The sequence below is a fragment of the Niabella ginsenosidivorans genome, from assembly GCF_001654455.1.
Lineage (GTDB): Bacteria > Bacteroidota > Bacteroidia > Chitinophagales > Chitinophagaceae > Niabella > Niabella ginsenosidivorans.
Window position 1 is genome coordinate 5033302 of the sequence record NZ_CP015772.1, and the last position, 13671, is coordinate 5046972.

The following is a 13671-nucleotide window of genomic DNA, read 5'->3' on the forward strand; positions in this document are numbered from 1 at the left end:
ATGCAAAGAATAGTCGTTGGTAATATCAGCATTGATGTGGAGAAGAAAGACATCAAAAATCTGCATCTGGGAGTGTATCCGCCTAACGGGCGGGTAAGGATTGCAGCGCCCTTACGGGTAAATGACGATGCAATCCGGTTGTTTGCCGTATCAAAACTGGGTTGGATTAAAAAGCAGCAACGCCTTTTTGAAGGTCAGGAACGAGAAGCGGCGAGAGAATATATTTCCGGCGAGAGCCACTACTTTAATGGCAGGCGGTATTTACTAAACATTCTACCGACAGCCGGGAAGCATACTGTAGAGTTACGGCATAAGCATATTGACCTATATATTAAGAAAGGTACTCCGATTAAAAACAGGGCAGCGGTGATGGCAAAATTTTATAGGGAGTATCTGCAAAATCAAATAACTGACTTAATAGCAAAGTGGGAAAAGAGGATGAAGGTAAAGGTGTCCGGGTATGGGATAAAGAAAATGAAAACTAAGTGGGGTACTTGCAATATTGAAGCTAAGCGAATATGGGTAAACCTTGAGTTGGCAAAGAAACCGCAGGCTTGTTTAGAATATATTGTTGTTCATGAAATGGTTCACTTATTAGAGAGACATCACAACGATATATTCATTGCTTACATGGATAAATTTTTGCCGCAATGGAGAATGTTGAAAACCGAACTAAACAAATCCCCAATCAGTCATTCTGATTGGGAGTATTGATTAGAAAGAACGTTGAAAATAAAAACTGGTTACGCGATTAAAAATATCTAATAAATGAGCCTTCCCGTAAATATCGAACAAATCCTGAACGGCCAAACGGTTGAATGGGAACGTGTTGAATGTAAGCAGGGCTGGAACCCAGAAGATATAGTACACACGATTGGCGCCTTCGCAAATGATATCAATAATTGGGGCGGGGGCTATATTTTTATTGGAGTAGCAGAAAAAGATGGCATACCCCAATTACCACCCGTAGGTTTGCAAGCGAGAAGCCTGGACGGTATTCAAAAAGAGCTGTTGAATCTAAGCCATAAAATACAGCCTTATTATGCCCCTATTTATCAACCCTATATGCTTGACGGCAAACATATTTTAGCCATATGGGTTCCTGGTGGTGATAACCGGCCTTATAAGGTGCCTACAACATTGGGAGCTAAAGGGCAACACAGATATTATGTAAGGAGAGGCTCAAGCTCTGTAATGGCTAACCAGCAGGAAGAGCGTTTGTTGCTTGAAATGGCAAAACGCATTCCTTTTGATGACCGGGTCAATCATCATTCGAAAATCGAAGACTTGCATTTTGGACTAATCAGGTCGTTTCTTGAGGAAATAAAGAGCGATTTAGCAAAGGAAGCCGCCCACATGCCGTTAAGTGAATTGGCTCAGCAAATGCGCATTGCCGGTGGACTACCTGAGGCCTTGTTGCCATTGAATGTGGGGCTTCTGTTTTTTTCTGACAAGCCGGATAAATATTTCCCGGGCGCCAAAACTGATCTTGTTATTCATCAGGATAATTCGGGCACTGTTTTTACCGAAAAAATACTTACCGGGCCTGTTCAGCAGCAGTTGAGAAATGTGCTGTCATTCATTCAAACCAATGTCATCAAAGAAAAAGTCATCAAAGTATCTGCAAGGGTTGAGGTGGAAAGAGTATACAACTTTCCTTTGGCTGCTGTAGAGGAAGTTGTAGCTAACGCCTTTTATCACAGGAGCTATGAACAGGACAGCCCTATAGAAATAAATTGTTTTCCTGATCGTATTGAGGTGTTAAGTTTTCCCGGCCCCTTGCCGCCGGTTACAAAGGCTATTCTTAAAAAAGAAAAGAGAATTGTAGCGAGGAAATATCGTAATCGCAGGGTAGGTGATTTTTTAAAAGAATTGAGACTTACGGAAGGTAGGGCAACAGGGTTCCCTACTATTTATAATAGCATGCAGCAAAATGGTTCGCCGGAGCCGGTATTTGATACAGATGAGGAGTACACTTATTTTCTGGCCGTATTACCCATACACGCTGCATTTATGGCAAGTGCTGAAGAGCTTACAGAAAAGGATATTCAGATTTTGTCGTATTGTGTGAAGCCTAAAAAACGGACAGCTATTTTGAAAAAAATAAAGTTAAGTAATCATGCCAAGAATTACCAAAGGTATATAGTGCCGCTGATTGAAAAAGGGTGGCTTGCTTATACACTTCCAGATACTCCTACCAGTCCCAAACAGGAGTATGTAACTACAGAAAAAGGGAAGCAGGCATTAAAACAATAGCTTATGCACAAACGAGTGTATAAGAAGTGTATAAGATAATAGACAACATATAGTAGTAGGAAATAGATTGTTTATGAACTTATACACAAACGAGTGTACAAGCAGTGTACAGGTTCAATGAATTGGATGAGTAGATATGGGATCCACCAATATTGACGGGGCTAAATGACATCAATGCATCTCAACAAATAACATGATAATAAAATAAAAGGTAATTTCTAATTAGTTATGTGCTTATAATGCCAGAAAAAAGAAAGGTAATGATTAACTATTTCATGAAATATGGCGTTTTGGAGACTGCACGATTACTTGAGGTAGATCGAGACACTATAAAAAAGTGGGCATACATTTTTTCCAATTACCTAAGCTCAGAAGCTAATCCCGAAAAAGGTAAGCCCCGCCGATTTACAATAAATGATGTTAGAGTTTTTGCTTACGTTTTAATGTATTGGGAAGATGATCCGGATATTGAATACATCAAAATAGGATTAAATTCAAACAGTCAATTTGAAGATGAATCAATAGATAATCTTATAACTTCTATCACGCCCTTATTCAGAGCGATGCCGGAAGATATAGACGAGACATGGAGCGGAGTTGTTTTTGGTGGTGAATTTGAGCTGGGAGATATCTTTTCAACTGCCGATTCATTCAAACTGGCAGGGGACAAACTGGTAGAAATTGCACATAAAAGCCATGAAGAACAAGAACTATTTCAACCCGCTATATACAATTACCGGCATGCCACAGAATTGTATATCAAATCCATTACCGGAGAGGAAATTAATCATAATCTACACGATCTGTTGATAAAACTCAAAGTTGTTTTAAAAAACGAATTTAACGCAAGCCCTCCGGAATGGTTTGAAAATATTATTGAAGCCTTTCATTACTCAGACCCCAATGGAGAAGCATTTAGATATGGAATTACTGTACCGAAAGAGGAATTGTATGCAGATATGCATCAGATTAAGGTTTTAATGAATTGGCTTTCGGCTTCTTTTAAAAAAATAAAAGTTGAACGGTTAAAAACGAATTACTGATTTGCCAGAAATTAGTATCGATAGAAAATTACAGTTATTCCGTTCCCTTTTCAAGGGTCGCGAGGATGTATTTGCAACCCGTTGGGAAATTCCATCCGGCTCAGGCAAGGAAGCTAAAAGCGGCTATATGCCCGCCTATTTATATGATCCCTACCGATACAGGGCACATAAAATGAAAGGCGGTACTTTTCAAAACTATGCAGATAAAAAATATTTGCCGCTCACAGACGACCAGCTCGTAAAACATTTAAATGGTGAACAATTAGTAGGCTTATACCCATTATTACCCGATAACACTTCATGGTTCATTGCCGCGGATTTTGATGAACAAAATTGGTTATCCGACAGCCAGAAATTTATTGAATGCTGTGCAGCAAAAAAAATACCGGCTTACCTCGAACGCTCTCGCTCAGGAAAGGGCGGACATGTATGGATATTTTTCAAAGAACCTTATCCAGCCATCAAAAGCAGGAAGATATTCCTGTCGCTCCTCAATGAATCCGGAACGGTTTCTGTTTTTGATAAAAACTCAAGCTTTGACCGGTTATTTCCAAACCAGGACAGGCTTTCAGGAAAAGGATTGGGCAACCTGATCGCATTACCACTACATAAGACCGCTTTAGATCAGGGAAACAGTTGCTTTATTGATCCGCAAACCTTGCTGCCATTCCCTGATCAATGGGATTTTCTGTCCGGAATTCAAAAAGTGGGTACCGGGGCGCTGGATGATATCTATCATTCAATATCCGCTGAAAAATCAGTTGCTGCAACAGTTGATCAAAAAGAAACCACTGACCATTTAACAATATTCTTAAACGATAGGCTACAATTAAACCGATCGGCAATACCTGTTCCCCTCATCAATTTTCTTAAAGAAGAATTGAATTTTTCGAATTCAGCATTCCTCATCAAAAAGAAGATTGGAAAGAACACTTATGGCACGGAACGGTATTTTCGACTTATAGAAGAGACAGAACGAGCTGTTATTATACCCAAAGGGTTTGCCGGCAGGTTGTTGCGATTTTGCAGAAATGCCAATATCCATTTTAGTTTTGAGGACCATAGAACGAAGAAGGCTTCTGCTCTCTTTACTTTTCAAGCGGGCTTAAGATATTACCAGGTTCCGGCGATGGAAGCTGCGGCCAAAAAAGATATGGGCGTAATTGTGGCCCCACCTGGAGCCGGTAAAACGATCATCGGCTTAAAGATTATTGCAGAAAAGCAACAACCGGCTTTAATTGTTGTGCACCGGAAACAGTTGATGGATCAATGGATGGACCGGATTGAAGCATTCCTTGGAATACCTAAACAGAAAATCGGGAAAATTGGCCAGGGGAAATCAACGATTGGGGAACATATTACAGTTGCTACCATTCAAAGTCTGGTAAAAGAATTAACGAAAACAGAAGGCGCTGAAATAAAAGATTCGTTCGGAACGATACTGATAGATGAATGCCATCATATTCCTGCAGAAAGCTATCGAAACACCATCCAACAATTCAATAGTTATTACTTATATGGCTTTACAGCAACACCTTTTAGAAAATACAATGATGGAAGACTGATTTTTATTCACCTGGGAGAAATCATTGCAGAAATAACGGCACAACAAACCGGCAGACACAAACAGGCCACCGTTATAGTACGAAATACGGACTTGGATGTGCCTTTCAATTCAAAGACAGACCGGTTTGAAACATTGTCAAAAATCCTGGTACATGATTCCGGCCGGAACAAACTGATTTTGCAGGACATTACCAATGAATTGAATTGCGGAAAAAAAGTGGTTATTCTTACGGAACGTAAAGAGCACATCGATTCTTTACAGCAATACCTGAAGCAATCTTATGAAGTCGTCACATTAAGCGGTGACGATACGGAGAGTAGTCGAACAGCCAAATGGAAATTACTAAATACATGTAGTTATCAGGCGTTGATAACTACCGCGCAATTCTTTGGTGAGGGAACAGACCTGCAAAATGCCAACTGCCTATTCCTAGTGTATCCTTTTTCTTTTGAGGGAAAACTCATACAATATATAGGGAGGGTGCAACGATCTGAGCTTACACCTGTAATATACGATTACCGCGACATTAAAATTGACTACCTGAACAGAATGTTCCTGAAGCGTAATACTTATTACAGGAAACTAATACGCCAGGCAAACTTGTTCGATGATCCGGTTGAAGAGGAAGTCCCCATTGCAGAAAAAAGCACGCTGGTGATGCTTGACAAGGAAATTAGCGTGCCTATTGAGTTACTGGAGTTCAGATATGGAAGCATTGCTTTTACTTATTCAATCGATGCAGCTATAAAACTGGAATTTGAAATTCAGCATGATGATATGCGGCCCGAGTTTGAAGTGCTGAAGCCTTATTTTACAAAGGCACTGAAATCTAAGCATATTAAAGTGGCTGTTTACGCGGAAATAGAAAAAGGACAACTGGTCTCTCAATTAGCATCCTCTGATGATATAAAAAAGATAGACAGGCAAATTATTGACGGTGTCAGATTCCAATTCATCACTAGACCTCTGCTTGGAAGGATAAATCCGGATAACAAAAATGAATCCGATCAACAGCTCCAAACGAAACATCCTTTATATGAATCGGGCAAAGAACTGCTGGAAGATGCATTAAAGTATGCCCAATTTAAACATCATAGACACCTGCGTTATCTGGCCGATAACCATGTAGGACATTTGGTGAAAATCCGATTTGTATTGCAGCCATTTTCTTTTGTATTTCTTCTGGAAGGCCCAGAGCAATTTCATATCATCCTGGAAACGCTGGATACAGAAGAGGCCAGCTACCTCTGGCATATTCCAAAAAGAGTCTCCGAATTGCCGAAAAGTTTAGTAGCAATTGACAGAGATCTGGATATTATCCGGAAACAAGGCCGGCAAGGATTTTTAACCGCCCCGCCGGAAAACTTTAACCGGATATTGCATGATTATTCAGATGACCAGAAAGGATTTATTCTCTGGAAACATGCGCTGGAAGAGCGGTTGGTTTGAAACAAATAGGCTATCCGAATTTGCAATGTGCAAACTTTGCACATTGCTCTCACTACACTTCCGTCTTAAAATAATTGCTGTAAAATGGAGATTGGTTAAATTTTGCGACAAGCTGTTGCACAATTATACCTGATTGATTTTCAGTTTTTTTTGAGAAACGTCTATTTGGACAACAACCTGTTGACCAATTAATCCAACAGCCTGTTGGACTACTTTCTTAATTTCTGAGATTAATTAAATTAACAACAACCTTTACCATCATTTCCATTTCTTCCGGTTTACTTTCAGCAATCATCAGTGTAAGCGCCACCAGGGCATTATCTGCAATCCGGCGGGAGCCGTCTTCCTTATAAAGCAATTTGTTTTTTTCCAGGAACCATACAAATAAAAATGCGGCAATTCTTTTGTTACCGTCACTAAAGGAGTGGTTTTTTATTACAAAGTACAACAGGTGAGCGGCCTTTTCCTCCACACTCCGGTACAGGTCTTCTCCTCCAAATGTCTGATAAATGGCTGCCAGTGATCCCTGGAAAGATTCGTCTTTTTCATTGCCAAATAAAGAACTGCCGCCAAACTTTTCCCGCAGCTCGTTAATAGCAGCCATAGCTTCTTCATAACTGATCCGGAAGAACTCGTCTTTAGTTGTTTCCCTAATTTCCAAAACCTGGTGATCGTACTGATCCAACACATCCAGCGCGTAGGTATAATCGGTAATTACTTTAAGCAATCCGCTGGCCTGGTCTGAATTAAGGGGGTGGTTTTCGAGCACATTGCCCAAAAGTTTAACGGTTTGCTTTAACTGCTCCAGCTGCTGGCTTTGTTCCTCCAGCCGCTTTTCGTTAACGGTATAGCCTTTAACCAGGTATTCTTTCAGTATGGTATTGGCCCAGATACGGAATTGTGTACCTTTTGGGGATTTTACCCTGTAACCGACTGAAATAATAACATCCAGGCTGAAAAAAGCAACAGGTCTATCCGAATTTGCAATGTGCAAATTTTGCACATTGCTTTCCCTGCTTAATTCCTTTTCCTTAAAAACATTGTTGATATGTTTGGTAATAACAGATCGCTCACGATCAAATAATTGAGCAATCTGTTCCCGCCGAAGCCAAATTGTTTCTTTTTCTAATCTGACGTCAATGGAGGTTTGTCCATCCTGTGCCTGATAAATGACTATTTCTCCTGTTTCCATAGTTGAATTTAAAGTATTTGAGTAAAAGAATATGTTTTAAGCCGGAGCATTATCCAAAATCGACCAATGCTTTCATCATTTTCTTTTTGGCCTCCAGATCAAAGCCGCCAAGATAAAATTGCGTTGTTTTTATGTCGCTATGCCCCAGGCTTTCTGAAATAAATTCCACGCTTGCCCCACTTCTTAAAAGCATGGTTGAAAAGGAATGACGCGCTACATAAGTAGTCAGGGATAATCCAAATCCTAACTCTGTGCCGATTCTTTTCATCCATTTGTTGGTAACCTTGATGAACTGTAGCACTTTATCCATCCTGATTTGGGCATCATCCGTAGCATCAACAATATTAAACACCAACTCTTGCGGCTTTCCGGGCTTATTACCCCACTGACCGATAATATTATTAATGATCTTATTTCTGATAACGGTGATTCTTTTAGGCCGCTGCCGGTTGAGTCGTTTTGTTTTTTCATGGTACACCACAATAATGTCGTCCTGCAAGTTTTCCCACCTAAGATTGGCAATATCCCGCATATTTAGTCCATTTGCGAGGTATGATAGTTTCCAGAACGCAAGTGACCGGTTAACAAAATAGTCATCCGACGCAGCTTGGTATTCAAATATTTTTTTTAACTGCTCTTTACTTAATGACCGTTTAGTTCCCAGCGTAGTAGGGATCTGGTATTTATTACGTCCAAAGGGGTAAAATTTTGGATTAAAGTAGCCGTCTGCAATGGCTTTATTAACAACAGCCCTGACGTTGCGCAGGTAAATGCCTACCGTTGTAAGGCTATTATTCCGGGCAAGCATATCATTTTCAAAATCCTGAAGATATTTTATAGTAACATTTTCCAGTCGCATGTTGGGCCGAAATATCTCTAACGCATTGATGGTTGTCTGATAGTTGGTGGCGGTTCCAACCCGGTCTTCCTTTTTGAGCTGGGCGATGAGTTCATCAAACGCATTTTTCAATGTCTGGTACTTTATGGGCTTTTCAAAAAACTCTTCCTGGAATTCCCGGAAAGAGAAAGGCACAATTTTTTTAACCAGCTCCATTGCTTTGGTTTCTATAGCTACGATTTCATTGCGAGTGGTTTTATATTTTCCCCGCGGATTTGGATCATTTATTAGCTCCCATTCTTTTTTATTGGCGGTGTACCCCGTTCCGTAATATCTTCGTTCTCCCTTATAGGTAATTTTAAGTTTTAAAGGGTAGCGATCATCTTGCATAGTACGTCTGTAATCCGGGATGATTTGAGTAAAAATATGCTGTTTATTCATAGCTAAAATTTGAGACATCATTTGAGACATGTATTGTCAAAAACAAGTGTTTTCAACTTTAAGCTAAAATAAAGATTAATCCTTTGAAACGCAGTACAGCAAAGGGTTTCAGGCAGTAACTGAATGTGAATAACACTAACTGAAAGGATAATTTTAGCGGCTGTTAATCAGAGGGTCGCTGGTTCAAGTCCAGCAGGGGGAGCTGAAGACGAATTAAAAAAACGTCAACGAACGCTGAAACCCGCTATAGTAGCGGGTTTCGTCATTTTGGCACCTTGTGTCATTTCCGCTGAAATCCGCCCATTTCCGTTGGTTTATTTGCCATTTTCTTTGCCGTTTTGTTTGCCATTTGCACGGGTTTTGATACTCCCTGTCTGAAAAATGCAGGAATAAGCCCGGCAATTGTGAACCAAAGAGAAGACATCATGGCAGTATCCATCGGCATCTTAATAAATTATCGTAACCGGAAAAACAAGAAAGGGCTTTACCCTATCCATATCCGTGTTACAATTGATAATAATCCCCAGTATTACCTGGTGGATCTTCCCGTAAAGGTGAGCATGAAAGATTGGACGGGCAATGATCTTTTCTGGGTGGCCGAAACTAACCCCTATAATCTTGAAATTAATGAAGCCATTAATCAAATGCGCACTAAGATTATTGATTTACACCGGAGTTTGTATTCCCAGAAAAGAAAGTTCTCCTTTTACCATATTGATAAAGTCCTCGGTTTTAAAGGAAACGGGGAGATTTTCAACGATTATTTCAAAAACTATATGAGAAAGCCGCCGCCAACGGTGGTTATTACCGATGTTACCTGGGAGAAATATGATGCCTTTATGAAGCACCTGGATAAGTTTAACCCTGCCCTGCGCTTTGATGAGATCGACTGGGAGATGGTAGCCCGTATCCGTAATTATCTTGCAGAGCAGCGTGGGAGAAAAGGCGATTTACTCGCCCCGGCAACCATAAAATCTTACTTTGACAAGTTTAAAGTGGTACTGGAATATGCGGCCAAGCGAGACGGGATGCTGGATGTTAAACAAGTGGAATCCTTTTTTGAGGACGTAAAAATCTCCGTACCGGATAAAGAAGAGGGACTGCACCTGGAAATTACCGAAATCCAGGCTTTCAAGAAAGTGGTAACGGATAAACAATACCCCGTCCAAAAGCGGGATCAGAAGTTATTCCTTTTCCAGATTTATACCGGCTATTATTACAACGACCTGAAAACTTTAAAACGAAAACACGTACGGAGAGATTTTGAACATGGGTATTACATCATCGGCGAACGCGATAAAAACGGGAACGCTACGATCATCCCGCTATGGAAGTTCCCGGATGGCGTTGCCACGCTGGAAGAATTTATGGATCCCAATACAGAAAGCGAGTACTGGTTCCGCAGGAATATTTTTGTAGACCCGCAGGTGTATAACCGGAATGTAAAGGTGATTGCCAAGGCTGCCGGAATTAAAAGGGAGATTTCTAATAAAATTGCCCGTCATACCAATATACAAATGTGGATCCGCCTGGGCGCAAAACGGCCGGTAGTTTCCAAAATGGCCGGACATGAAAAAGAAGCTACTACCGAAAATTACTATAAAGTAAATATTGCTGAAGTGATTGCCGGAACCGAAAATGTAAGCTTTACTGCACTAGGGATATAAAAAATGCCAAACGATAATGCTTTCGTTTGGCATTTCCTGTTTTCTGAAAACAGCTATGCAAGATGTGCTTTAAAGAATGGAATAATCTGTTCCAATGCTTTAGATGTATATTCTGGCGTATCATACAGATTATAGTGGCTTGCTCCCTGAACAACCTGGATACTCTTTTGTTTTGATGCTGCTTTATCAAACAACTCAAAACCGTCCCTGTACGAACCAAAAGCACCCACTTTATCGCCAACTACCACGTGCAGTGGTTGTGTAAGTAATAATTCTGCCAGATGGAAGGCGTCAAAAGCCATTGCTTTATCCAAACTATCCACACGCAGATGGTTGGGAGAGTTCTGGTGTTGTCCTCTTGGTGTCTGGTAGTAATCAACGGCTTCTATGATATCGATATCATTTAATCCTGCTGCTTTTCTATCTTCCTGTGAATTGGGTCTGTAAACGGTAACCGCTGGTTCAGCACCTCTTGCCTGTGCGGTACGTTGTTTGGCAATTCCCTCCAAAGTTTTTATAGCTGCATCAGCAGTAAAATCTCCCTCACGAAGCAAACGCCCGTAATTGGCACCAACAACGGTTACTACGGCTTTAAACCGTCTTTCGGTCATTGCCGCATTAGCAGCATACCCGCCACCGCCACAAACACCCAAAACACCAATTTTTTCTTCGTCTATATAATCTAAAGTTGTCAGAAAGTCTGCTGCACAACGGAAATCTTCTACGCGGGTTGCCGGGTCTTCTAAAAACCGCACTTCGCCACCGCTTTCGCCCTGATTGGACGCATCAAACGCCAACGTAACAAATCCCGCTTCTGCTAATGCCTTACCGTAAATATTTCCGGCTGTCTGCTCTTTACAACTGCTTATAGGGTGCGCACAAACAATCGCCGGGTATCTTTTAGTTTCGTCAAAGTCTTTCGGGAATTGCAAAATACCTGCCACATCCCAATTCCTGTTTTTGAATTTTACTGCTTTCATCACTATTTATCTTTAAAAGTTATTTGAACAATGCAAAGATATTTTGGCTTAAAAGCACTACCCTTAAAGTAATTACGGGAAGACTTTAACTATTTACTGATTACGGAAAACGCTTGGAGAAATACCGGTTTCCTTTTTGAAAAAAGTAGCGAAGTAGGATGGATATTCAAATCCCAGACTAAAGGCAATTTCGCTAATAGATAAAGAAGTTGTTCTTAGTTTGTTTTTTGCTACCTGGATAAGCAATTGATGAATATGTTCCTGTGGCGAACGCCCTGTATAGTGCTTAATAAGGTCGCCGAAATAATTGGAAGACAAATTCGCCCTATCTGAAAAGTAAGAAACCGAGGGCATTTTCAGAGCACGCTGCGCATCGTCATAATACGCTTCGAGATTCTTGTAAAAATCCGCTACAGTAGTATTGTATAGTTCTTCCCTCGTATCAAATTGCCTGCTATAAAATTTTTGGATATAGGACAGGATCAACGAAGCATAGGAAATTACAATGTCTTTAGAAAAGTGCTCACTCGCGTCAAATTCTTTTAGTGCCTTTTTAAAAAGGTCAGTAATTGTTTTCTCTTCCTCTTTAGTTATAAAGAGCGCCTCGTGATTATTGTAATAAGTAAAACTGTATTCTTTGGCTATTTTTCTGAACAGCCCCGCATCAATAAGAATATGATACCCTGAAATCTGATGTTCTATGTCCCATTGAAGAAAATCTCCGGGCTGGTCGAGATACACAAAAGCATCTGCCTGGTCGAATATTGTCTGACCAAAATTCTTGTCTTTGTCAAAGTTCAGCTTAATTGCCAGGAGATAAAAATCGAGCTCAATAGGAGCAGATTTTCTTCTCATATCCTGTTGCTTGTGGTATTCCACCAAATGAATATGATTATTTTTAAAGCCGCTTATATTGGTATATTCAAGAAATTCTTTTATGTTATACTTTTTCTTCAATGCTTTATCAATTACAAAGCACAAATTTAAAAATTAACAGGGAGGCGAGCTTTAAGTTTTTACTGAAATGTTTTCGCTTTTTACAGCTTAATACTAATAAATATCCTATTAAAATGCAAGCGATGATTACGAAACAAAGAATGATAGCTTTGCTGCGTTGGGTATATAATGGCTAAAAGTCCCAGATAACAATATCTCACCTGTTTGATTTTTGATAGGGAATAGTTTGCGGGTTTAAATGCAAACCTGAAGATGAACCCGGCAAAGCCTTATACATTGGTAATGATCCCTGCGGAAGAATGGCAGGCCCTAAAGGATCAGCTGCAGCAAATCCGGGAAGAACTACGCCATCAAAGGGAACAATACAAAGAACCGGGAATTACTGCCGATTATATCCTTGCTTCGGTATTTATGAAAGCGGTAGACATCAAAAAAAGCAAATTGTACGAACTGATTGCTGAAAACAAAATTAAGACCGTGAAAAAAAGCAGGCATTTATATGTACTTGCCACGGAAGTAAAAAGGTATTTTACTGATCCGGATATCCGGTAATTATTCTGAACAAACCCCTTTCTTAGCAGTATAATGGTTGAAGGTTTCTGTCACAATGATAAGGAATACGACAACAGTTTTCCGGAGTTGTGCCGCGCCACCAGCTGGTTGGGTGCAACAAATTTTAATTCCTCAAGGTCTGATGCATAATCATAAATCTTTTCGGGATCCTGGGTTTCTTGTCCTCTTTCATCATAGCCTTTCGGTTCCAGTTCCTGCAGGGTTAATTCCGTTACTATCTTTCGGGAGTCGATATTAATTAACAGCAAACGCCCAAATCTTGTTAAAGCAACAATTATCTTATCTGTAATAAAAAAGGTTTGATAATTTAATGAATCCGGTTCTTCCGCCGGCAGCGGATCTACATTGTCAAAGATCTCGGACTGGGAAATTTCTCCTGCATGGTTTACCAACGGAAAGGAATACCATTCAATACCTTCATCATAATGTGGGGCAGTAACAAACAGGCTCTCATCAGGAGAAAAGCCGCCCATGATCCGGTCATTGCAGGCTTTTAGTTTTCTCTATTGTTATATTTCCTTCGGATTGTTTAATAAGAAACAGTATACAATCATCCTGCCCCGCGGCGGCTTCCAGCAATATCATTTCAGGAGCTGGTGTACGATGGAACGTATAATTGTTTTCCTGCTTACTGGTAAGATCAACGGTCGAAATAATTTCAAAATTTGAAAGATCCATCATTGTCAGCCGGTCTTTTTCCGGTCCGGG

Annotated in this window: 12 protein-coding genes; 6 read left to right on the forward strand and 6 right to left on the reverse strand. The window is 40.3% G+C overall.

Annotation, left to right across the window (positions count from 1 at the left end):
* The 4 genes from A8C56_RS21255 (at position 1) to A8C56_RS21270 (ending at position 6315) form a co-directional block, all read left to right on the forward strand.
* Entirely contained in the window at positions 1-714 is a 714-nt protein-coding gene (locus A8C56_RS21255; RefSeq protein WP_067760500.1) for a M48 family metallopeptidase, read from the forward strand.
* A 54-nt stretch (positions 715-768) separates the two neighbouring features.
* Positions 769-2256 carry an RNA-binding domain-containing protein gene (locus tag A8C56_RS21260; protein WP_067760502.1) on the forward strand — a complete coding sequence of 496 codons (1488 nt, stop codon included), beginning with the start codon at positions 769-771 and terminating at the stop codon, positions 2254-2256.
* 260 nt (positions 2257-2516) lie between these two features.
* On the forward strand, positions 2517-3299 hold the full coding sequence (locus A8C56_RS21265; RefSeq protein WP_157098056.1) for a hypothetical protein: 783 nt from the start codon (positions 2517-2519) through the stop codon (positions 3297-3299).
* 1 nt (position 3300) lies between these two features.
* Positions 3301-6315, forward strand: coding sequence for a TOTE conflict system archaeo-eukaryotic primase domain-containing protein (locus tag A8C56_RS21270; protein WP_394330806.1), 3015 nt, complete (start codon positions 3301-3303; stop codon positions 6313-6315).
* A 217-nt stretch (positions 6316-6532) separates the two neighbouring features.
* Here A8C56_RS21270 and rhuM read toward each other — a convergent pair whose 3' ends face one another.
* Together rhuM and A8C56_RS21280 are read right to left on the reverse strand one after the other, a co-directional pair.
* Entirely contained in the window at positions 6533-7507 is a 975-nt protein-coding gene (gene rhuM, locus A8C56_RS21275; protein ID WP_067760506.1) for a virulence protein RhuM/Fic/DOC family protein, read from the reverse strand.
* Between the two features lie 49 nt (positions 7508-7556).
* Complete coding sequence (locus tag A8C56_RS21280; RefSeq protein ID WP_067760508.1) at positions 7557-8786, reverse strand: tyrosine-type recombinase/integrase; 1230 nt, start codon at positions 8784-8786, stop codon at positions 7557-7559.
* Positions 8787-9190: 404 nt separating this feature from the next.
* Here A8C56_RS21280 and A8C56_RS21285 point away from each other — a divergent pair, with 404 nt between their 5' ends.
* Positions 9191-10453, forward strand: coding sequence for a site-specific integrase (locus A8C56_RS21285; protein ID WP_157098057.1), 1263 nt, complete (start codon positions 9191-9193; stop codon positions 10451-10453).
* A 53-nt stretch (positions 10454-10506) separates the two neighbouring features.
* Here the strand turns inward: A8C56_RS21285 and A8C56_RS21290 are convergent, their stop codons facing one another.
* On the reverse strand, positions 10507-11433 hold the full coding sequence (locus A8C56_RS21290; protein WP_067760512.1) for an alpha/beta hydrolase: 927 nt from the start codon (positions 11431-11433) through the stop codon (positions 10507-10509).
* 93 nt (positions 11434-11526) lie between these two features.
* Positions 11527-12390, reverse strand: coding sequence for a helix-turn-helix domain-containing protein (locus tag A8C56_RS21295; protein WP_067762393.1), 864 nt, complete (start codon positions 12388-12390; stop codon positions 11527-11529).
* A 252-nt stretch (positions 12391-12642) separates the two neighbouring features.
* On the opposite strand from A8C56_RS21295, the gene A8C56_RS21300 reads away from it, so the two are divergent.
* Positions 12643-12942, forward strand: a complete 300-nt coding sequence (locus A8C56_RS21300; protein ID WP_067760514.1) for a hypothetical protein — start codon at positions 12643-12645, stop codon at positions 12940-12942.
* 50 nt (positions 12943-12992) lie between these two features.
* Here A8C56_RS21300 and A8C56_RS21305 read toward each other — a convergent pair whose 3' ends face one another.
* Both A8C56_RS21305 and A8C56_RS21310 read right to left on the reverse strand, forming a co-directional pair.
* A complete protein-coding gene (locus A8C56_RS21305; protein WP_067760516.1) occupies positions 12993-13436 on the reverse strand; it encodes a hypothetical protein in 444 nt (147 codons plus the stop codon).
* 7 nt (positions 13437-13443) lie between these two features.
* Entirely contained in the window at positions 13444-13644 is a 201-nt protein-coding gene (locus tag A8C56_RS21310; protein WP_157098058.1) for a hypothetical protein, read from the reverse strand.
* Positions 13645-13671 lie beyond the last annotated feature (27 nt).

Coding starts and splice junctions, on each gene's coding strand:
- A8C56_RS21255 (WP_067760500.1), top strand. CDS start 1: ATGCAAAGAATAGTCGTTGGTAATATCAGCATTGATGTGGAGAAGAAA.
- A8C56_RS21260 (WP_067760502.1), top strand. CDS start 769: ATGAGCCTTCCCGTAAATATCGAACAAATCCTGAACGGCCAAACGGTT.
- A8C56_RS21265 (WP_157098056.1), top strand. CDS start 2,517: ATGATTAACTATTTCATGAAATATGGCGTTTTGGAGACTGCACGATTA.
- rhuM (WP_067760506.1), bottom strand. CDS start 7,507: ATGGAAACAGGAGAAATAGTCATTTATCAGGCACAGGATGGACAAACC.
- A8C56_RS21280 (WP_067760508.1), bottom strand. CDS start 8,786: ATGAATAAACAGCATATTTTTACTCAAATCATCCCGGATTACAGACGT.
- A8C56_RS21290 (WP_067760512.1), bottom strand. CDS start 11,433: ATGAAAGCAGTAAAATTCAAAAACAGGAATTGGGATGTGGCAGGTATT.
- A8C56_RS21300 (WP_067760514.1), top strand. CDS start 12,643: ATGAACCCGGCAAAGCCTTATACATTGGTAATGATCCCTGCGGAAGAA.
- A8C56_RS21305 (WP_067760516.1), bottom strand. CDS start 13,436: ATGGGCGGCTTTTCTCCTGATGAGAGCCTGTTTGTTACTGCCCCACAT.
- A8C56_RS21310 (WP_157098058.1), bottom strand. CDS start 13,644: ATGATGGATCTTTCAAATTTTGAAATTATTTCGACCGTTGATCTTACC.